The sequence below is a fragment of the Kitasatospora sp. NPDC004614 genome, from assembly GCF_042873675.1.
Taxonomy (GTDB): Bacteria; Actinomycetota; Actinomycetes; order Streptomycetales; family Streptomycetaceae; genus Kitasatospora.
On sequence record NZ_JBIALR010000001.1, the window covers coordinates 695,219 to 713,987 of the forward strand.

An 18,769-nucleotide genomic window follows, 5' to 3' on the forward strand; every position below is an offset into this window, starting at 1 on the left:
GGCGTCAGCCGCCGTAGCGCTGCAGGAGCGTGGGGTTGCGGGCCAGCGCACCGGCCACCACGAAGCCGACCTGCCCGGGGCTCGACACCCGGCCGTCGGCGTAGGCCGCCCGGACCTCGACGGTGTGCCCGCCGCCGCGCCACCCCCACTCGGGCTGCCAGGTCCACAAGCCGTCCTCGACCGGGGCGCTGCCCAGCGCGTGCTCCCCGATGGCGAGGTCGACCCGGACCGCGCCGGGCGCGTGGCCGCTCAGCCGGACGACCGGGCCGGGGACGTAGCTGTTGTCCACCGGTTCGGTGACCACCGGCGCGGGCAGCGGTGGCGCCGCCTCGGCGATGGTGTGCTGGGTGCGGGGGGCCTGTCCGTCGATGGTGAACACCACGTCGGAGCGTTCGCTCTGGATGTTGCTGGCGTCGGCGGCGAACACGCGGAGCAGGTGCCGGCCCGCGGTGAAGGCCCGGTCGGCCTGCCAGGACCAGCTGCCGTCGGCGGCGACCGGGGCCGAGGCGACGTACTTGCCGTTCTCCCAGATGCTGACCCGCACGCCGCCCGGCGCGAAGCCGGTGATGGCCACGCCGTTCGGCGGGAGCACCGCCTCCGCCGGAGGAGAGGTGATCACCGGGCGGGGGAAGGAATCGCCCCTGACCTGCGAGGTGTCCTTGAGGAACTGCTCGATCGCGGCGAGGTCGGGCTCCGGAACCTCGCCGCCGTTGGTGATCAGGCCGATCCGCGGGACCACGCCGTCCACCAGCAGGTTGAGGATGCCCATGAGGGTGGGCAGGTTCCGCAGCGTCACCTTGCCATGGCCGGTGATCAGCACCGAGTCGTTGTAGATGAAGTTGAAGTTCGAGTAGCCCTGGAAGAGCTGGACGAACGGCTGCACCTGTCGCAGGTACTGCTCGTCCTGCGGGGAGGTGATCAGGTAGATGTTGGCGTTCCGGTGGGGGCTGGCCATCACCAGGTTCGGCAGGACGGCGTCGAGGACCGCGACGTTCTGCTCGGTCACCTCACCCATCATCAGCCGGGCCGCGCTGGGGATGCCGTCCAGCACGTAGGAGCCGATGTTGAACTGGGGCACGCTGGCGACGATGTTGCCGAAGCCGTACTTGAGGCCGTAGAACAGCGCCGCGCTGCCCCCCTTGGAGCTGCCGAAGACGGTGACGTCCTGCGGCGTCAGGTGCAGCGAATGCATCACCCGGGTGATCACCCCGGCGACGGACTGCTCCAGCGAGAAGTCCATCCGCTTGCACAGGTAGTAGCTGTTGGCGCCCTCGAAGGAGTCGCGGATCCACAGGATGTTGCCGCGCACCTTGTCCAGGACGCCGTTGCCCCAGCCGTACTCGTCCGGTGCGGTGAAGTTGGCGAACACCACGACCAGGTGCCGGTTGCCGTTGCGGGCGTGCGAGAAGCGATACTCGATCGGGACGGCGCCCGTGGTGTCCACACCGGTGAAGATGCGGCGGGTGTGCTTGGCCTGATCAGCCATTTGCCGGGTCCAATCGTCTGCGCAGTTCTGCCTGGAGGTCGCGTGGCGGCTCCACCGCCGCCGCCGTGACCTCGTCGAGGTCGCGGAAGGAACGGGAGCCCGGCTGGGTGCTGCCGAGCGAGCGGGACGAGGGTGCCGACACGTTCTGCGGCGGCTCCGCCAGGTCGCCGCCCGCGACCAGGATCCGGTCCGCCAGGCGGACCGAGGCGTACCCGTCGTCCAGGTCGCAGAAGGCCTGCTGGAAGCGCCGGTAGCGCTCGGCGTAGCGGGCGTGCACCCCGTCGGCGTAGCGGATCGCGGTGATCAGCTGGGTGGACTCGGCGAGCAGCGGCCCGGGGGCGCTGGTCTCGAAGTCGAAGTAGAAGCCGCGCAGGGTGTCGCGGTAGTGCTCCAGGTCGTAGGTGAAGAACAGGATGGGCCGGCCGGTGTTGACGAAGTCGAACATCAGCGAGGAGTAGTCGGTGATCATCACATCGGTGATCAGCGACAGGTCGGCCATGTCGGGGTAGTCGGAGACGTCGTGGACGAACCCGTCGCCGGCGCCGGGGACCGGGTCGACCACGTTGGGGTGGCGGCGGACCAGCAGCACGTGGTCCGCGCCGAGCCGGGCCCGGGCGTCGTCGAGGTCGATCCGGAAGTCGAGCTTGTACCGGCCGGGCGCGTAGTACTGGTCGTCGCGCCAGGTCGGGGCGTACAGCACGACCCGCTTGCCGTCGGGGATGCCGATCCGCCGCCGGATCTCGGCGGCGCGCTGCTCGGTGCCCGGGCGGCGCAGCACGTCGTTGCGGGGGTAGCCGCATTCGACGATCTCGCCGGGGAAACCGAAGGCGCGGCGCAGGATCGGGGTGGAGAAGGTGTTCGGCGAGACCAGCAGGTCCCAGTTCTCCACCTCGGTGGCGAGGCGTTCCAGGTAGCGCTTGTCGGCGAAGTGGACGGCCTCGATGTCGTGGCCGATCTTCTTCAGCGGGGTGCCGTGCCAGGTCTGCACGACGACCTGGCCGGGGCGCTTGCGGAACCAGTCGGGCAGGTGGTTGTTGGCGACGATGTACCGGCTGGTGGCGAGCGCCTCGTACCACTCGGGCGACCACATGCGGACGGCGCGGGCGGTGGCGGGAACGTCCACCTGGTCGTCCTTGACCACCCACAGGTGCTCCAACGGGACCTGGCGGCGCACCAGTTCCTCGTGGACGGCGCGCGGGCTGTCGGAGTACTGGGTGCCCTTGAACGCGTCGAACAGCACGGCGGGCCGGACGGGCTGCTGGCGGGCGGCGGGGTACGCCTTGGTGCGCAGCAGCTTCTGCCGGTAGGGGCCGCGGGCGTGGTCGGGCATCGCGGAGTGCACCTGGAGCGAGAGCCGGTCGTAGCTCTCGGCCTGGAGTTCGTAGCCGCGCCCGTCGCTCTCGACGGCCTGCGGGAGGCCGGGGATGGCGTCCTGCTCCAGCTTGAGCATCAGGTCGGGCAGCCGGTCGGCGGGTGCGGTGCGGGCGGGGTCCTGGCGGCGCAGGTAGAGGTCCCAGCGGCCGGCGGAGAGCGGGACGGTGCCGGCCAGGGTGCGGATCCGGGCGGGGGCGAAGCGGGCCCGGAAATAGTCGTCGATCAGGTCGAGCGGGACGACGCGTTCGGTGCCCTGGGCGCGGGAGCGCAGCACCAGGTGGACCTGGTGGCGCAGTTCGGCGGGGACCAGGTGCAGGGCCGGGTAGCGGCCGACGATCTCCAGGGTGCCGTCGTCCTCCCAGGCGTACCGGGTGACCAGCGGGAGGGTGGCGCGTTCGAACAGCACCAGGTAGCCGGAGCCGTTGCGGTGGACGACGAGTTCGCGGTCGCCGTCCGCGGTCTGCAGGCTGTCGGGGAGGCGGTGGTGGCCGTCGGGGGTGTCCTCGGCCATCACCGGATACATCGTCATCTTGCGCCCGGCGACGTGGAAGGTGGTCTTCCAGCCGTTGGCGCCGAGGTCCCAGGACTGCGGAACGGCCTCGTCGGCGCCGTTCGCGCGGTGCGCGGGCACCAGGGAGCGCAGCGGGACGCGGACGGTGAAGGTGCACCAGCCCTCACCGCCGGGGGTGAAGCGGACCGGAGCCTGGGTGCGGCCGGCGCCGCCGAGGCTGACCAGCCGCAGCTGGCCGCTCTCGGGGACGGTCGGGCCGAGGTAGACACCGCGCAGTTCGAGGTGCTCGCCGGTGATGCGGTGCCCGGTGATCCGGCAACGGACCACCTCCACCCGGAGCTTGAGCCGGTTCTGCACGAACAGCGGCAGCACCCGGGTGTTCTTGTCGACATACCGGTAGGGCGGGTTGGCGGCACTGCCGACGCCGCCGCGGTCCAGGCCGCGGTAGCGGAACAGGCCGCGGCTGAGCACACCGGCCGCGACGTCCCAGGTGCCCTCGGCCCACTGGCCCTTCTGCTTGAGCCGGTTCGTGTCGAAGGCGGCGCTGAAGCCCGACCAGTCGTAGCAGTAACGGTTCTGGTTGGAGTGCTCGGTGGCCTGCGGGGCGTAGACGGTGCGGGTGGGGACCAGCAGCATCCGGTCCTGCTTGGTGTTGCGCAGGGCCAGCGCCTTGACCGACATGTGCCGCTTGTGGACGTTCACGAAGCGGATGTACGCGCTGCCGGAGAGCTCCAACCGGTCGCCGTTCCAGCGGACTTCACCGATCGAGCCGTGCAGCGAGAGCTCCTTGCCGAGCCGGTACGCCTTGCGGCCGATGCCGACCCGCCGGTCGCCCAGGTGCGGGTACTTGAGGTAGCGGCGGAAGCGGCGCTGGACCGGCATCGGGCCGCCGCGCCGCTCGAACTCGACCACGTCGAGCAGTTCCTGGAGCAGCCGGCGGCGCACCAGCAGCCACTTCACCCTGGCCTCGGCGGGCAGTTCCTCGATCAGGTCCTCGCCGGCCTCGTCCAGGAACTCGTTGGTCCACTGGATGAAGGAGAGTTGGTACTCCTCGTCGCCGTCGGGCAGTGCCTTCAGATGGAGCATCAGGTCGGAGGTGAGGCAGGCCAGGTCGTACTTGCGCTTGGACTCGGCGAAGCTCTTGGAGCGGTGCCCGCCCAGGAAGCGGCTGACGGACAGCACGGCGGAGACCCGGTCGCGCAGGTTGTCGATCTCGTGGTGGCGCTGGGTGATGGAGGGCGCGGCGTTGCCCTCGCGGCGGCGCCAGTAGTAGACGACGTCCGTGATGGTGTCGACCTTGGCCGCCCGGAAGTGGGCGAACATGTTGACCCAGGAGTCCTCGTACAGGACCCCCTCGGGGAACTCGATGTAGTAGTAGTCCCAGAAGCTGCGCCGGAACAGCTTGTTCCACACCGTGCGGTCGTAGATCAGCTTCTCGAACCTGGTGATGTGGGTGCCGCGCCGGTTGGCCTCCATCGGGCCCTTGTGTAGCGGCGACTGCCACTTCTTGGTGGAGTTCATCATCTGCACGTTGCCGGAGACGAAGTCCGAGCCGGACTCCTCCAGGGTGCGCAGCAGCGTCTCGTAGGCGTGCTCGGGCACCACGTCGTCGCCGTCGGCGAACACCAGGAACTCGGCGTCGGGGTGGAGCGCGCGCAGACCGGTGTTGCGGGCGTGGCCCGGGCCGTTCGCGTCCTGCCGGATCAGCCGGAAACGCGCGTCCCGGGCGCACATGTTCTGCGCGATCGCGATGGAGGCGTCGGTCGAGCCGTCGTCCACCAGGATCACCTCGAAGTCGCGGAACGACTGGCGGGCGATGGACTCCAGGCATTCGGCGAGGTACATCTCGACGTCCTGGAACGGGACGACGACGCTCAGCCTCGGCGGGTGGGCAAGCACGGATCCGCTCCTCCGTCAGCCGGTGGCGGCCGGGACGGGCTTGTCCTCGCGCAGCGCCTGCCAGAGCTTCTGCGCGCGGGGCTCGTCGGCGATCACCCGGTCGTGGTCGATCCGGTCGGTGACCACCGGGAGCATCACGGTCTTCATCCGCTCGGGCTGCAGGCCCTTCATGCTCTGCGCGAAGTCGAGCAGGCCGTTCACCGAACCGAGGTCGGTGTCGGTGGTCAGCGCCTTGGTGGCCGCGTTCGCCACGCCGTACGCCTTGGTCGGGCTGGAGAGGGTGCCCTTGCGCTGGAGCTGGGAGAGGACGGAGAGCAGGAACTTCTGCTGGAGGCCGATCCGGCCGAGGTCGCTGCCGTCGCCGATGCCGTGCCGGGTACGGACGAAGGCCAGCGCCTGGGTGCCGTCCAGGGTGTGGGTGCCGGCCGGCAGGTGCAGGCCGCTGTACTTGTCGTCGATCGCGACGTCGGTGGTGATCTCCACGCCGCCCATCGCGTCCACGAGTTCCTTGAACCCGGCGAAGTCGATCTCGACGTAGTGGCTCATCCGCAGGCCGGTGATGGTCTCGACGGTCTTCACCACGCAGGCCGGACCGGCCGTGGTGTACACCGAGTTGAACATCACCCGGGGCGCGGCGGGCACCTGCTTGCCGTCGGCGGTGGTGCAGGCCGGCCGGGCCACCATGGTGTCGCGGGGGATGCTGACCACGGTGGCGTTGGCGCGGCCCTGCGGTATGTGCACCAGCATCGCCGTGTCCGAACGGGCGGTGCCGCCGGTGTCGCCGCCCGCCAGTTCGGCGTTGTCGCCGCCACGGGAGTCCGAGCCGAGCACCAGGATGTCCTGCGCGCCGGTGGGCAGGACGGCCGGGCGGTCCTCGCCGAGCGCCTTGTCGATGTCGACGGTGTCGAGGTTGCCCTCCAGGTGGTGGTACATCCACAGCCCCGTCCCGCCGACGGCCAGGCCGAGCGCGAGCACCACGCCGCCGCCGATCAGCAGGACCCGCCGGCCTCGGCGACGCGGCTTCGGCCGCCGGCCCGGTGCGGCGGCAGCGTCGGTCTTCGGTCCGGCCGACACGCCGTCAGTCTGCGCCATGGATCGAGCATCCTCCCAGTTCACGGGCTACGGTGCGTGCCCGGAGGGGTCATGCTCTCACGCGTTGTTCATGTCCTGTCGGTTTTTTGATCACAGACCTATACCGACTCTTTGCGTTTCCATCACATTACCCTCCGTGACCATGCGCCTTTTTCGTTGCACGGAGGGTGACATTTGATGATGCCGCGTCAGGTGGTCGGGAGGTGCCCGGTTCTGACTGGGGGTCGGCTGCGTCAGGGGCCGGTGTCCGCGGCGACGAAGGTGTACGCGCCGAGTTCGAGGAACAGGGCGTCCTCGAGTTCGGGCACGCCGGTGAGCGGGACGGCGAGCCGTCGTTCCAGCACCCCCGGGTTGTTGGTCACCGGGTTGTAGGCCCGCAGCACGATCCGGGCGTCGCACGGCAGGGGCTGGTCGAGCTGGATCACCACCGTGACGGTGCCGGAGTAGTTGGCGGGCAGCAGGATCGAGCGGGTGTACCCCTCGTCGGTGCCGGGCGAGTAGATCTGCGCCGTCAGGCTGAACGGGGCCTGCTGGTCGGTGTTGGAGAGGGTCGCGGTGCCGTTCGGCAGGTCGGTGCCGGAGACCCCGAAGACGAACCGCGTCGGGTAGTTGTTGAGGTTGCAGATCGCCAGGTTGGCGAGCACGTAGTTGGTCTGCCGGCACGGGATCACGTCGATGTTGCGCCAGCCGACGTTGGGGTTGTACCTGACCCAGTTCAGGTAGTCGACGATCGAGCTGAACGTGGGCAGGGTCGCGGACATCGGGTGGGCGGGGGTGTCCACGGTGGTGATCGTGCAGTAGTGGCCCGGCGGCGTGTCGCTCGGGAAGAGGAAGGCGGACCTGCTGACGCAGATCCGCCCGGGTGGGATCTCCCGCGAGCCGCCGCGGACGGTGAACGGCGCACTGGTGCCGCCGCCCTCCGCGTTGATCGGCGTCCAGGCCCGCGGGTCCAGGAGCAGTCCGCCGGGGGCGAAGTAGAGCCTGACGTTGCCGGAGCTGGGGCAGTTGGCTCGCAGGTTCTTTCCGCGGACGTAGATGCGGTTGAGCCTGCCCTGCACGATCGGATGGCGAATCCCGAGGTCGGGGCCGGGATAGCTGGACTCCAGCAGGTCGAAGTCGAGGATGTCGCTCCCGAAGGGGATGATGTCCGGCGACTCCCAGACCGGGTCGGCGGTGGGCGTCTGTCCCATGTCCTGGAAGTTGTCCCGGACCAGGATGTCGTCCCAGTTGGCGGCTGCGTTCATGGTTCCTCCCGAGAATCTCTTCGCGCCGACGGGCATGCGTCGGTTCCGCGTGGGCGGGCAGGTGGATGGCCGTGGTCGTCGGGACGGTGAATGCGCCCGTTCGGGGGAACGTCCCGGTGCAGTCAATGTACGTGCCCGAACCATTCGGCCCAATCCATCGGAAGGGTGAACGTGCGTCACGCCGTGTTGCCGTCAGAGGCCCGCGGCCAGGCCCTTGGCCAGCGTGAGCAGGCCGCCGGCCAGGGCCAGACCGAGGACCAGATGCCGGAGGGGGCGGTCCGGGACGCGGCCGGACAGCAGGTGGCCGACGGCACTGACGGCGGCGACGGCGCCCGCGGCGACCGTCCACTGCGCGCCCGACAGCGCGGGCACGCCCTTCGCGGTGAGGGACATCGCGTTCACGGCGAGGCCGAAGAACTGGGCGTTGGGGAGGAACTCGCGGGCCGACCAGCCGCAGTTCGCCGCGTACAGCGACACCGCCGGCCCGCCGACACCCGCCGCCGCGTTCAGCAGCCCGCCGGCGGCGCCCGCCGCGACCGCGCCCGGCACCCCGCGCAGCGCCGCCGCCCGCACGCCGAGCATCACCATCACCGACGCCGCGCTCACCACCAGACCGATCGCCACCAGCAGCACCGCCTCGGGCGCGGCCGCCGCCAGCCGGGCCCCGAGCGGCACGGTGAGCGCGGCCGCCAGGACCAGCGGCACCATCCGTCCGGGTCGCACCCCGCGCCACCCGGCGGCCAGCCCGAGCACGCTGATCGCCCCTGACGCGCAGTTCGACAGCCCCACCCCGCCCGCCGGCCCGAGGACCAGCACCAGCACCGGCGCGGCGATCAGCGCGAACCCCACCCCGGACAGCCGCTGCACCGCCGCCGCGGCCAGCACCACGACGCCCATCGCCGCGATGCCCATGCCTACGGAAGTTCGGGACGCACCAGAGCCTTCGCGAAGGGCTCGCCCGTACGTCGGGCGTGGGTCATCCGCTCGCGCACCTCGACGAGGGTGCGCGGGCGGTAGCCGGGGCCGCCGCAGCAGCCCTTGTGGAAGCGGATGCCGGCGTGCAGCAGGACCGACAGGGTCCGCCAGGCGGCGGTGTCGCGCCGTCGGGGTGCGGCGAAGGCGGAGCCCACGTGGATCATCGGCTCGGCGCAGCGCGGGCAGCGGCGGTCGTGCCGCTCGTGCATGTCCCGGTAGGGCTGCTTGTAGGAGGCGCGGCAGGGCAGGCAGACGTAGGAGGTCTTTCCGGCGGGCATGGTGGTCAGGGTAGGGCCTGCCGTGCCGGATTTCCCGTCAATATTCGGGCGGGAGAAGGTGGTTACCAGGTGAAGGGGGAGACCCCCGCGCCGAGGCGGGTGGCGGTCAGCGAGTGGCGCAGGCGGCGGTAGGCGGCGTCGTCGAAACGGCCGGCCCGGGGGTGCAGGACGGTGGCGGCGGACAGTGCCACCGCGTCGGGGAGGATCGCGGACCAGCCGGCGTGGCCGGACAGTCCGGCGGCGAGGGCGGCGACGGCGGAGTCCCCGGCGCCGGTGGGGTTGCCGGTGACGGGGGCGGACGGGGCGCAGCGCCACGCGCCGTGGGCGTCGACGGCGAGCAGGCCGTCGGGGCCGAGCGAGGCGAGGACGGACTCGGCGCCGCGGCGGAGCAGGGTGCGGGCGGCGTCGTGCGGGTCGGGCAGGCCGGTGGCGGCGGTGAGTTCGGCGGCGTTCGGCTTGATCGCGGTGGGCCGGGCGGGCAGTGCGGCGAGCAGCGCGGGGCCGTCCGCGTCGAGCACCACGGGGATGCCGAACCCCCGTCCCAGCGTGACGAGTTGGGCGTAGCCGTCGGCGGGGGCGCCGGGCGGGAGGCTGCCGGAGAGGACCAGGACGGCGGCCTGCGGGAGGTGCCGTTCGGTCTCGGCGAGCAGGGCGTCCCACTCGGCGCCGGCGAGCTCCGGGCCGGGCTCGTTGAACATGGTGGCGTCGGCGGTGTCGACCACGGCGACGGTGCGGCGGGTGTCGCCGGCCACCGGGACGGCGGCGTGCTCGAGGCCGGCGGCGGCGAGTTCGGCGCGCACGGCCTCGCCGGTGGGGCCGCCGAGCGGCAGCACGCAGCGGGCCGGGTGGCCGAGCGCGGTGAGCACCCGGGCCACGTTGACGCCCTTGCCGCCCGCCTGGGTGGCCATGCCGGTGACCCGGTGGCTGGTGTACGGGCGGACGTGGGGGACGGAGTAGGTGACGTCCAACGCCGGGTTCGGTGTGACGGTGAGGATCATGAGGGACGCCCCGTGAAGTCTTGGATGACTGAAAGTGCTTGATCATAGCCATGTTCGAGCAGCTTCGATCATCCCGGTCCATGAATGCGGGGGTCTCACTTGAGCAACCGGGACAGTCGCCGGTCGGCCAGCACCCGGCCGCCGGTCTGACAGGTCGGGCAGTACTGGAGCGAGGAGTCGGCGAAGTTCACCGAGCGCACCGTGTCCCCGCACACCGGGCAGCTCTCGCCCGCCCGGCCGTGCACCGCCAGGTGGGCCTTCTTCTCGGACTTCAGCCCGCCGGCCGGCGCCGCCCGCAACTGCTCCAGCGCGCCGCCCAGTTCGCGTCCGACGGCGGCGTGCAGCCGGGCCAGTTGCCCGGCGTCGAGCGAGGACGCCAGCGCGTACGGGGAGAGCTTGGCGGTGTGCAGGATCTCGTCGGAGTAGGCGTTGCCGATCCCGGCCAGCACGCTCTGGTCGGTGAGGAAGGTCTTCAGCCGGTGCCGGGCCCCGGCGGCGAGGGCGGCGAGCTGCTCGGGGGTGACGGCGAGCGCGTCGGTGCCGAGCCGGGCGATGCCGGGGACCTCGCGAGGGTCCGTCACCACGTAGGCGGCGAGGCGCTTGGTGGTGCCCTGCTCGGTGAGGTCGAAGCCGCTGCCGTCGTCCAGCACCAGCCGCAGCGCGAGTGGGCCGCGCCGGCTCGGCGGCCGGGCCGGGAAGGACTCCCGCCGGTGCACCCAGCCGGCCCGGGCCAGGTGCACCACCAGGTGCGGGCCGCCGTCGGTGGCCAGGTCGAGGAACTTGCCGTGCCGGGAGACCCCGCTGACGGCCCGCCCGGCGAGCGCCCGCACCGGCGGGTCGAAGGTCTTCAGGGCGGTGATCGACAGCACGTCCACGCGCTCCAGCACGCGGCCCGCGCAGACGGTGGTCATCCACTCGGCGAGCGCCTGCACTTCGGGGAGTTCGGGCATCCGTCCAGTCTGGCCCGGCCCCGGCCGGGCGGGCCACCGGGGCGGTTGACGGGTGGCCGCCGTCGCGCGCTAAGTTGTCTGTACAAGTCGGCGATGGGGAGCTGTGGGAGGGGGACGCCGGTGAGCCGGGAAGCCGTGCCGTTCGTGGTGTTGGCGGCCGCGCTGCTGCACGCGGTGTGGAATGCGCTGGTGCACGGAGTACGCGACCGGTTGGCCGGGGTCGCGCTGATGAACGTGGTCTTCGTCGCGTTCGGCGCGCTCTTCGCGCTGTTCGTGCCACTGCCCGGGGTCCGCGCCGTGCCGTACCTGCTGGCCTCGACAGCGCTTCAGGTGGGCTACCAGCTGCTGCTGGCCCGGGCCTACCGGCTCGGCGACTTCGGCCAGATGTACCCGATCGCCCGCGGCACCTCCCCGGCGGTGGTCGCGCTGCTCGCCGCCACCGTGCTGCACCACCCGATGCCGGCCGGGCAGGTGGTCGCCGTCGCGGTGATCTCGCTCGGCCTGGCCGGGCTCGCGCTGGTCGGCGGGTGGCCGCGCCGCGAACAGCTGCCGGCGCTGGCCGCCGCGCTCGGCACCGGCGTCCTGATCGCCGGCTACACCGTGGTGGACGGGAGCGGGGTGCGGGCCGCGGCCTCCACCGGCGGCTACATCGCCTGGATGTTCCTCCTCCAGGGGCTGGCCGTCCTCGCCGCCGTCCTCGCCGTCCGCGGCCGCACCCTGCGGCCCGCGCTGCGCGAGGGCCGCACCGCCGCGCTGGCCGGCGGCCTGATGTCGCTCACCGCGTACGGCCTGGTGGTGTGGGCGCAGACCGTCGGCGACCTGCCCACCATCGCCGCCCTGCGGGAGACCTCGATCGTGATCGCCGCCCTGATCGGCACCCTCGTCCTGCGTGAACGCCTCGGCACCCTCCGGCTGGCCGCCAGCGCGACCGTCCTGACCGGGATCGCCCTGCTGGAGTTCGCGCACTGAGGTCTCGGGACAGGGCGAACGGCGGGGGCCGGGTGCGGCCCCGCCGTCGGACGGTGTCAGGCGGTGTCAGGCGGTTTCTAGGTGACGATGGCGCCGGAGCGGGCGGTCGCGTTCGTGGCGGCGTACCTGGACTACCTGCTGCCGCACCTGGCGCTGGTGCGGATGTCGGAGACCGCCGCGCCCGGCGCCCGCTACCGGATCGGCGCGTACCGGTTCTGGCACCGCCACCTGACGGTGCTGTTGGCGGGCACCCCGGCTCCGGAGCACACCGCGCACGCCCTGCCGGCGGCGCTGGCCGCCGAACACGTCACGGCGCTGCTGCCCGGGCTCGGCGAGCAGCGGCTGCGCGCGGGTGCCGAGCGGCTGGCCCGCGCCGCGTTCGCCGGGCCGGCCTGACGGCCCGTCAGGACTCCGTGCCCGAGCGGTAGTACAGCCATTCGCCGCCGGCCACTGCGCGGCGGGCCAACTCGGCCAGTGCGGGCAGGAGTTCGACGGCGGAGGCGGGAGTGTCGGGATCGTGCGGGCGCAGCGTGCCCAGCTCGGCCGGGCTCGCGGTGGCCAGGGCGTCACGGACGATCGGGGTGAACTCGAACGTCCAGGGGTCTTCCGTGTAGTTCGGGGCCGCCGACACGAAGCAGCCCCAGGCGGCCAGGTCGATCTCCGGCCAGACCAGCCCGGTGATCAGATCGGCGTCCGACTCGGCGTCGATCAGTTGATCCAGCAGCCAAAGGACGTCGGCCGGCCCGGTGACGCCGTCGTACGTGGGCAGCGCGGTGCCGCCGCCGAGGGTGGTGAGGACGGCGGCGGCACTCGGGGCGCGGAAGAATTCGAGGTCGTCGGACACGCGGTCAGCCGGAGAGGCTGCAGTAGAGGTGCTGCTCGGCCTTCTTGGCGCGGCGGGCCAGGACGCCCAGGCGGTGGATCAGCTGGACGAGTTCGGCGGCCGGGACGGGCCGGAGCTCCTCGGCGCGGGCCCAGCGGGCGGCGAGTTCGGGCAGCCGCTTGCGTTCGATGGTGGCGAGGGCGTCGCGGGTCTCGTCGGAGAGTTCCACTACCCAGGGCCCGGTCATCCAGGGGTCCTCCTGGTCGACCTCGGTGACCGCCTCGTCGTCCCCCGTCGTCCAGGGCTGCGGCCCGGTCGGCCAGATCGAGCGGTCGGGGGCGCCGCCGGGCTCGAACTCCTTGGCGTCAATGGCGGCCACCAGCCGGCGCAGCACCGTGGTCGGGTCGACCCGCTTGGCCCGTACGGATTCGAACGACTCGGCGGGCTTGGCCGTCTTGTCGGCCATCACCGTCCGCACCGCCGTGTCGTCGGCGGCCCGGAAGTAGTCGGTCTGGAAATCAAGGTCCAGGTTCATGTCGCTCGCTCCCCTCGCTCGGCAAGATGCCAAGTGGACCACGGCGAACGGACGCTTGGGTACCGGGCCTCCGGTTCGCCACCGTCCTGTGATCTGCCCGCCACCCCGGGGGCGCCTCCCCGACAGCCGACGGGGGGAGCGGGCCGCGCGACGCCACCGCACTGGACGTATGCGCGGCCCGTCCCGGTCAGTAGTTGCCGGGGATGTTCGCGGACCGGCAGGCCTGCGCGAACTGCGGGGTGCAGATCTCCTCGGCCTTGTACAGTCCGGCCGCGACGATGGTCTCGGCGACCCGCGCCTTGGTGACGACCACCGGGCTGAGCAGCCTGGACGGGATCTGGGCGCCGCCCGATTCGGTGATCGTGGAGGCCACCGAGGTGACGTCGATGCCCTTGACCAGGTAGACCGCCATGTTGGCGGCGGCCTCGGCCTCCGGCAGGTACGGCTTGTAGATGGTGTAGGCCTGCTCGCCGGTGAGGATCCGTCGCACGGCGTCCAGCGAGGCGTCCTGACCGCCGACCGGGACGTCGCCCCGCCCGGCCTTGCGCAGCTCGTCGATGATCGCGCCGGCCATGCCGTCGTTGGCGGAGTAGACGGCCTGGAAGCCGTTCTTGCCGAGCCTGTTGATCGCCTCGTTGACCTTGGCGGCGGCCACCTCGGGCTTCCACTCGCCGGACTGCTCGTAGGCGATCCGCTTGACCTTGCCGTCCAGCGCGTGGTGCGCGCCGGCCTTGAAGTCGGCGGCGTTCGGGTCGGTCTCCGCGCCGTTGATCATCACGATCTCGGCGCCGGCCGCCTTGTTGCCGAGCGCTTCCAGCAGGGCCTGGCCCTGGAGTTCGCCGGTGCGCTTGTTGTCGAAGGAGATGTACGCGGCGACGTTGCCGGCGGCCAGCCGGTCGTACGCGATGACCTTGGTGCCCTTCCGGGTGGCCTCGTCCACCCACGGGGCGGTGACGGCGGCGTTCACCGGGTCGAGCAGGATCACCTTGACGCCGCGGGCGAGCAGCGCGTCGAACTGCTGCTTCTGCGCCTTCTCGTCGCCGTCGGCGTTGGCGTAGTCGATGGTGCACTTGGTGCACAGGCCGCTGACCTGGGCCTCGATCAGTGGCTTGTCGAACGCCTCGTACCGGGTGGAGGAAGCGCGCTCGGGCAGCAGCAGGCCGATCGCCTGGTTGCCCGACGACGAGGGTTTGTCGCTTCCGCAGGCGGCGAGCGACAGCGTCATCGACACGGCGGCCGTGCCGATGACGAGTCGACGCGTCATCGAATTCATGGTGGGTGGTGCCTCCCTGACAGCGCCGCGTCCTTGCGGCGAGAGTGAAGGGGAGTCAAGCCCACCCGTCATGTGTCGTCAAGAAGTAAACCACTGGTCAGGGCGGTAGGGCCAAGTCGTTACCTTCTTGAAGGCCGACCGGAAGGTTGGTCTGCGGAGCGTTCAGCGCTCGTTGCGGGCCACCAGGAACACCCCGCCGACGACTATCGCGCCGCCGAGCAGGATCGGCCAGGTCAGGGCCTCGGAGAGGAACAGCCACCCGAGGAACACCGCCACCACCGGGTTGACGTACGCGTAGGTGGCGACCAGCGGCAGCGGCGCGCGCTGAAGCAGCCAGGCATAAGACGTGAACGCGACGATCGAGCCGAACAGCACCAGGTACCCCAGCCCCACCCAGGACGCGGTGGACACCGCCGCCGGGTCGAACTCGCCCGGCTCGCCCCGCAGGAACGCCAGCGCGAGCGCACCCACCGCGCCCGCCGCCATCTCGTACACGCTCGCCACGAACGGGTCGGCCGGCATCGGCAGCCGGCCCGCCAGCACCGAGCCCAGCGCCCACACCAGTGCGGCGGCCACCACCAGCAGCAGCCCCGACAGTCCCACCTCGCCGGTCAGGCCCGGCGCGGTCAGCACCGCCAGGCCCACCAGGCCGAGCAGCACGCCCGCCAGCGTGGCCGGGCCGGTCCTGGTGCCGAACGCCCGGCGCAGCAGCACCACCCACAGCGGCACGCTCGCCACCATCAGCGCCGCCAGCCCCGACGGGACGGTCCGCTCCGCCAGCACCACCATGCCGTTACCGCCGCACAGCAGCAGCACGCCCACCAGTGCGGCGGAAGCGAATTGACGCCACGTCACGCGCAGCACGCCGATCCCCCGGCGGGCCGCCAGACCCGCCGCCAGCAGCACCGCGGCCGCCGCGAACCGCAGCGCGCCCGACAGCAGCGGCGGCATGGTCTCCACCACCACCCGGATCGCCAGATAGGTCGATCCCCACACCACGTACACGATGCCGAGCGCCGCCCAGACCGCCGCCCCCAGCCCCGCCGGGCCGGCGGCCGAACGGGGCGAACCGGCGGCGGGCGAGCCGTCGGCGGGCGAGCCGGGGGAGGAGCCGGGGGATGGGCAGTCGGGGTCGGCGGCGGGCTGCGGAGAGGGCGCGGACATGGGCGTCTCCTTCTGATACTCCTGACAGGGGTCCGGCGGAATGACACCACACTCCGCCCGCGCCCCAACAGAGGGTTTCAGCAGCCGATACGGGCAGAACCCCGAACCCGCACGCCGGGCAGGGCCGACCGGATGAACCGGCGCACCACCGCACCCCCAACCGGCCCCACCCCGGCCGCCACACCTGGTAGGCATGGGGACGGCCGAGCGCAGCCGACCCGAGGAGCGGCCGCATGGCATGGTTCGCCGCACCCGAGTACCGGCTCGCCCGCGAGCTGTTCCTGCGCCTGCTCGCCCTCGTCTACCTGTGCGGATTCCTCGCCGCCGCACGCCAGTTCCGCCCCCTGCTCGGCAGCCGCGGCCTGCTCCCGATCCCGCGCTTCGTCGCCCGCGTCCCGCTGCGCCACGCCCCCAGCCTGTTCCACTGGCACTACAGCGACCGCCTCTACGCCACCGTCGCCTGGACCGGCACCGCCCTCGCCGCCGCACTGCTCGCCGGAGCCGCGAACGCGGTGCCGCTCGGCTTCGCTATGGCCCTGTGGGTGATCGTCTGGGCGCTCTACCTGTCGATCGTCAACGTCGGGCAGACCTGGTACGCCTTCGGGTGGGAATCCCTGCTGCTCGAAGCCGGCGCACTCGGCGTGTTCCTCGGCAACGCCTCCACCGCGCCACCCCTGCTCGGCATGTGGCTGCTGCGCTGGCTGCTGTTCCGCGTCGAATTCGGCGCCGGACTGATCAAATGGCGCGGCGACGAATGCTGGCGCAAGCTCACCTGCCTCTACCACCACCACGAGACCCAGCCCATGCCCGGCCCGCTCAGCTGGTTCTTCCACCACCTGCCCCGACCCCTGCACAAGGCCGAGGCCGCAGCCAACCACTTCGTCCAACTCGTCGTCCCCTTCGGCCTGTTCCTCCCGCAGCCGATCGCCTCCGACGCCGCCCTGCTGATGATCGCCACCCAGCTCTGGCTGATCGCCTCCGGCAACTTCGCCTGGCTGAACTGGCTCACCGTCGCCCCCGCCCTCGGCACCCTCGACACCGGCACCCTGCGCCGCGTCCTGCCGATCGCCCCCGACCCGCACTACCCCGCCCAACCCGCCTGGTACCAGGGCCTGGTGGCCGCCTACACGCTGCTGGTGGCGGCCCGCTCCTGGCAACCCGTGCGCAACCTGCTCTCCCCCCGGCAGCAGATGAACCGCTCCTTCGACCCGCTGCACCTCGTCAACACCTACGGCGCGTTCGGATCCGTCAACCGGGTGCGGTACGAGATCGTCCTCGAAGGCACCCGGGACGCAGAAGGCGTGCACGGCTGGTGCGAGTACGAGTTCCACGGCAAACCCGGCGAACTCCGGCGACTGCCACGGCAGTTCGCGCCCTACCACCTCCGCCTGGACTGGCTGATGTGGTTCGCCGCGATCTCCCCGGCCTACGCCCGCACCTGGTTCCTGCCGCTGCTCGCCCGCCTCCTCGTCAACGACCAGGACACCCTGCGCCTGCTGCGCCACAACCCGTTCCCCGGCACCCCGCCCGCCCTGATCAGGGCCCGCCTCTACCGCTACCGCTTCACTACCGGCCCCGAACTCCGCGACACCGGCGCCTGGTGGCACCGCAGCCCCCTGCGCGACTACCAGCGGCCCGTCGGCCTCGCCGAACTGCACCGACTCGTCCCAGGAGCCCACCGGTGACCCGCCCCGGCCCCCGCCCGCCGACCGGGAAAGGCGTACTGTCGGTGGCGCTCCCTACCGTACGGACCACGCGACCGGGCCCCGGCCCGACGCCACCGGACCGGCGCGGCCCGGCAATTCACGGGGTCAGGTGCTGCAAGCGTCGAACGCGCACCCGTATTCTGGCCTACCGCGACGCCACCGCCGCCGCAACCACCCCACCCGCACCCCTGCCCGCCACACGCCACGAACCGGACTTCACATGACTGTGCGCACCCTGAACGACGCCGACGACGCCGCGTCCGAGACCGCGTCCGCGACGGACGGCGAGACCCGCCAGAGCACCCGTGAGGAGCTCGGCCGGTTCGCCGACCAGGGCGGCTTCGCGCTCAACCACGAGACCAACCCCTGGCTGGAAGCCGCCGAAACCCTCACCGGCCCCGAGGACGCCCGCGCCGCGTCCACCGTCCTCGCCGAACTCCGCAGCCGCGACACCCGCGCCGTCGGCAAGGCAGCCAACGCCATCGCCGACAAGGCCGGCCTGCGCATCCCCGACACCCTCGCCGGCCTCACCACCCTGCTCAACCTGCTCCAGCGCGTCCACGCCACCTCCGCGACCCTGCGCACCGAGGTCTACGAGCACGACCTGGACCAGCTCGCCGCCGCCACCGGCACCAGCGGCTACCGCAAGTACGAGGACATCAAGCTCGGCTGGAACCGCCGCCGCCAGCTGCGCGCCCAGGCCCGCGCCCTCACCCCCGCCGGCACCCGCGCCCCCGGCCGCGCCGAGCTGCACAGCGCGCTCGTCGCCGCCGCGGCCGCCCACCGCGACTGGAAGGCGCTCGCGGCGGACGTCGCCGGCTCCTCCCGGCCGTCCGTGCCCGTGGACGGCGCGCTGCTGACCGAGACCGCGAACGTCGTCGACTCCCTCGCCGACGCCGTCCGTTCCCTCGCCCGCCTCCTCCCCGAGCGCGCCCTCGACTCCCTCCCGCTCGGCGAACTCGCCGACCTCGTCGACCGCCTCGCCGCCGACGAAGGCACCCTCTACCGCCTCTCCACCCTCCGCCAGCTCCGCCTCGAACTCGCCGAGCAGGGGCTGACGGAGCTGCTGGAGGAGCTGACGGAGCGTCAAGCCGACAAGGACGCTGCGCTCGCCGCCTACGACCGTCACCAGTCCGCCCGCGCGGCCCTGGCGGCCGGGCCGCGGCAGGCGGCGGACGGGGCTGTTGTTGAGGACTCGGCTGTTGAGGCCGACGTTGAGGCCGAGGCTGAGGCTGCGCCCGAGGTTGCGGTTGATGAGCCGGTTGCCGAGGTGACGGTCGAGGTCGAGGCTGAGGCGGCTGCTGAGGTTGAGGTCGAGGCGGTGGTGGAGCCGGTCGCCGAGGCGGAGGTTGAGCCTGCGGCTGCTGTTGAGGAGTCCGCTGCCGAGGCTGAGGTCGCGGTTGTCGCGGAGCCTGAGGCCGAACCGGTCGCGGAGGTTGAGCCGGAGACCGAGGCTGCGGCCGAGGTTGAGGTCGAGGCGGTGGTGGAGCCG

Annotated in this window: 16 protein-coding genes; 4 read left to right on the forward strand and 12 right to left on the reverse strand. The window is 72.0% G+C overall.

What is annotated here, in order from left to right:
* Positions 1–4: 4 nt before the first annotated feature.
* From ACFYST_RS02920 to ACFYST_RS02955, 8 genes are all read right to left on the reverse strand, one after another.
* Positions 5–1,486 carry a hypothetical protein gene (locus ACFYST_RS02920; protein WP_387859440.1) on the reverse strand — a complete coding sequence of 494 codons (1,482 nt, stop codon included), beginning with the start codon at positions 1,484–1,486 and terminating at the stop codon, positions 5–7.
* Complete coding sequence (locus ACFYST_RS02925) at positions 1,479–5,270, reverse strand: CDP-glycerol glycerophosphotransferase family protein (protein WP_387859441.1); 3,792 nt, start codon at positions 5,268–5,270, stop codon at positions 1,479–1,481. Before ACFYST_RS02925 ends, ACFYST_RS02920 begins: the two co-directional genes overlap by 8 nt.
* A gap of 15 nt (positions 5,271–5,285) precedes the next feature.
* Positions 5,286–6,362: an LCP family protein gene (locus ACFYST_RS02930; protein ID WP_387635203.1), complete on the reverse strand. Its 1,077-nt coding sequence runs from the start codon at positions 6,360–6,362 to the stop codon at positions 5,286–5,288.
* A gap of 233 nt (positions 6,363–6,595) precedes the next feature.
* Entirely contained in the window at positions 6,596–7,606 is a 1,011-nt protein-coding gene (locus tag ACFYST_RS02935; RefSeq protein WP_387859442.1) for a hypothetical protein, read from the reverse strand.
* A gap of 192 nt (positions 7,607–7,798) precedes the next feature.
* A complete protein-coding gene (locus ACFYST_RS02940; RefSeq protein ID WP_387859444.1) occupies positions 7,799–8,518 on the reverse strand; it encodes a TSUP family transporter in 720 nt (239 codons plus the stop codon).
* A gap of 2 nt (positions 8,519–8,520) precedes the next feature.
* Positions 8,521–8,859 (reverse strand): deoxyxylulose-5-phosphate synthase, encoded by a 339-nt coding sequence (locus ACFYST_RS02945; RefSeq protein WP_387859445.1) that lies wholly within the window; start codon positions 8,857–8,859, stop codon positions 8,521–8,523.
* Positions 8,860–8,921: 62 nt separating this feature from the next.
* On the reverse strand, positions 8,922–9,857 hold the full coding sequence (locus ACFYST_RS02950) for a 1-phosphofructokinase family hexose kinase (protein WP_387635193.1): 936 nt from the start codon (positions 9,855–9,857) through the stop codon (positions 8,922–8,924).
* A 95-nt stretch (positions 9,858–9,952) separates the two neighbouring features.
* Positions 9,953–10,807: a DNA-formamidopyrimidine glycosylase family protein gene (locus ACFYST_RS02955; RefSeq protein ID WP_387859446.1), complete on the reverse strand. Its 855-nt coding sequence runs from the start codon at positions 10,805–10,807 to the stop codon at positions 9,953–9,955.
* 93 nt (positions 10,808–10,900) lie between these two features.
* On the opposite strand from ACFYST_RS02955, the gene ACFYST_RS02960 reads away from it, so the two are divergent.
* Together ACFYST_RS02960 and ACFYST_RS02965 are read left to right on the forward strand one after the other, a co-directional pair.
* The gene (locus ACFYST_RS02960) at positions 10,901–11,776 is read left to right on the forward strand and encodes an EamA family transporter (RefSeq protein WP_387859447.1); all 876 of its coding nucleotides are present in this window, start codon (positions 10,901–10,903) and stop codon (positions 11,774–11,776) included.
* Positions 11,777–11,857: 81 nt separating this feature from the next.
* Positions 11,858–12,172 (forward strand): hypothetical protein, encoded by a 315-nt coding sequence (locus ACFYST_RS02965; protein WP_387859448.1) that lies wholly within the window; start codon positions 11,858–11,860, stop codon positions 12,170–12,172.
* Positions 12,173–12,179: 7 nt separating this feature from the next.
* On the opposite strand, the gene ACFYST_RS02970 is transcribed toward ACFYST_RS02965, so the two are convergent.
* From ACFYST_RS02970 to ACFYST_RS02985, 4 genes are all read right to left on the reverse strand, one after another.
* Complete coding sequence (locus tag ACFYST_RS02970; RefSeq protein WP_387635183.1) at positions 12,180–12,620, reverse strand: hypothetical protein; 441 nt, start codon at positions 12,618–12,620, stop codon at positions 12,180–12,182.
* 4 nt (positions 12,621–12,624) lie between these two features.
* The gene (locus ACFYST_RS02975) at positions 12,625–13,134 is read right to left on the reverse strand and encodes a hypothetical protein (RefSeq protein WP_387635181.1); all 510 of its coding nucleotides are present in this window, start codon (positions 13,132–13,134) and stop codon (positions 12,625–12,627) included.
* A gap of 187 nt (positions 13,135–13,321) precedes the next feature.
* Positions 13,322–14,407: a sugar ABC transporter substrate-binding protein gene (locus tag ACFYST_RS02980; RefSeq protein WP_387635179.1), complete on the reverse strand. Its 1,086-nt coding sequence runs from the start codon at positions 14,405–14,407 to the stop codon at positions 13,322–13,324.
* Between the two features lie 162 nt (positions 14,408–14,569).
* Positions 14,570–15,571 (reverse strand): EamA family transporter, encoded by a 1,002-nt coding sequence (locus tag ACFYST_RS02985; RefSeq protein ID WP_387859450.1) that lies wholly within the window; start codon positions 15,569–15,571, stop codon positions 14,570–14,572.
* Between the two features lie 233 nt (positions 15,572–15,804).
* Between ACFYST_RS02985 and ACFYST_RS02990 the strand changes: the two genes are divergently transcribed.
* Both ACFYST_RS02990 and ACFYST_RS02995 read left to right on the forward strand, forming a co-directional pair.
* Positions 15,805–17,256 (forward strand): lipase maturation factor family protein, encoded by a 1,452-nt coding sequence (locus ACFYST_RS02990; RefSeq protein ID WP_387859451.1) that lies wholly within the window; start codon positions 15,805–15,807, stop codon positions 17,254–17,256.
* 241 nt (positions 17,257–17,497) lie between these two features.
* On the forward strand, positions 17,498–18,769 hold a 1,272-nt coding region (locus ACFYST_RS02995; RefSeq protein WP_387859453.1), incomplete at its 3' end, for a hypothetical protein.

What these genes read in the sequence shown, in the direction of transcription:
- ACFYST_RS02940 (WP_387859444.1), bottom strand. Translation starts at nt 8,518, where the DNA reads ATGGGCATCGCGGCGATGGGCGTCGTGGTGCTGGCCGCGGCGGCGGTG.
- ACFYST_RS02950 (WP_387635193.1), bottom strand. Translation starts at nt 9,857, where the DNA reads ATGATCCTCACCGTCACACCGAACCCGGCGTTGGACGTCACCTACTCC.
- ACFYST_RS02980 (WP_387635179.1), bottom strand. Translation starts at nt 14,407, where the DNA reads ATGAATTCGATGACGCGTCGACTCGTCATCGGCACGGCCGCCGTGTCG.
- ACFYST_RS02935 (WP_387859442.1), bottom strand. Translation starts at nt 7,606, where the DNA reads ATGAACGCAGCCGCCAACTGGGACGACATCCTGGTCCGGGACAACTTC.
- ACFYST_RS02975 (WP_387635181.1), bottom strand. Translation starts at nt 13,134, where the DNA reads ATGAACCTGGACCTTGATTTCCAGACCGACTACTTCCGGGCCGCCGAC.
- ACFYST_RS02930 (WP_387635203.1), bottom strand. Translation starts at nt 6,362, where the DNA reads ATGGCGCAGACTGACGGCGTGTCGGCCGGACCGAAGACCGACGCTGCC.
- ACFYST_RS02960 (WP_387859447.1), top strand. Translation starts at nt 10,901, where the DNA reads ATGGGGAGCTGTGGGAGGGGGACGCCGGTGAGCCGGGAAGCCGTGCCG.
- ACFYST_RS02920 (WP_387859440.1), bottom strand. Translation starts at nt 1,486, where the DNA reads ATGGCTGATCAGGCCAAGCACACCCGCCGCATCTTCACCGGTGTGGAC.
- ACFYST_RS02990 (WP_387859451.1), top strand. Translation starts at nt 15,805, where the DNA reads ATGGCATGGTTCGCCGCACCCGAGTACCGGCTCGCCCGCGAGCTGTTC.
- ACFYST_RS02945 (WP_387859445.1), bottom strand. Translation starts at nt 8,859, where the DNA reads ATGCCCGCCGGAAAGACCTCCTACGTCTGCCTGCCCTGCCGCGCCTCC.
- ACFYST_RS02985 (WP_387859450.1), bottom strand. Translation starts at nt 15,571, where the DNA reads ATGTCCGCGCCCTCTCCGCAGCCCGCCGCCGACCCCGACTGCCCATCC.
- ACFYST_RS02955 (WP_387859446.1), bottom strand. Translation starts at nt 10,807, where the DNA reads ATGCCCGAACTCCCCGAAGTGCAGGCGCTCGCCGAGTGGATGACCACC.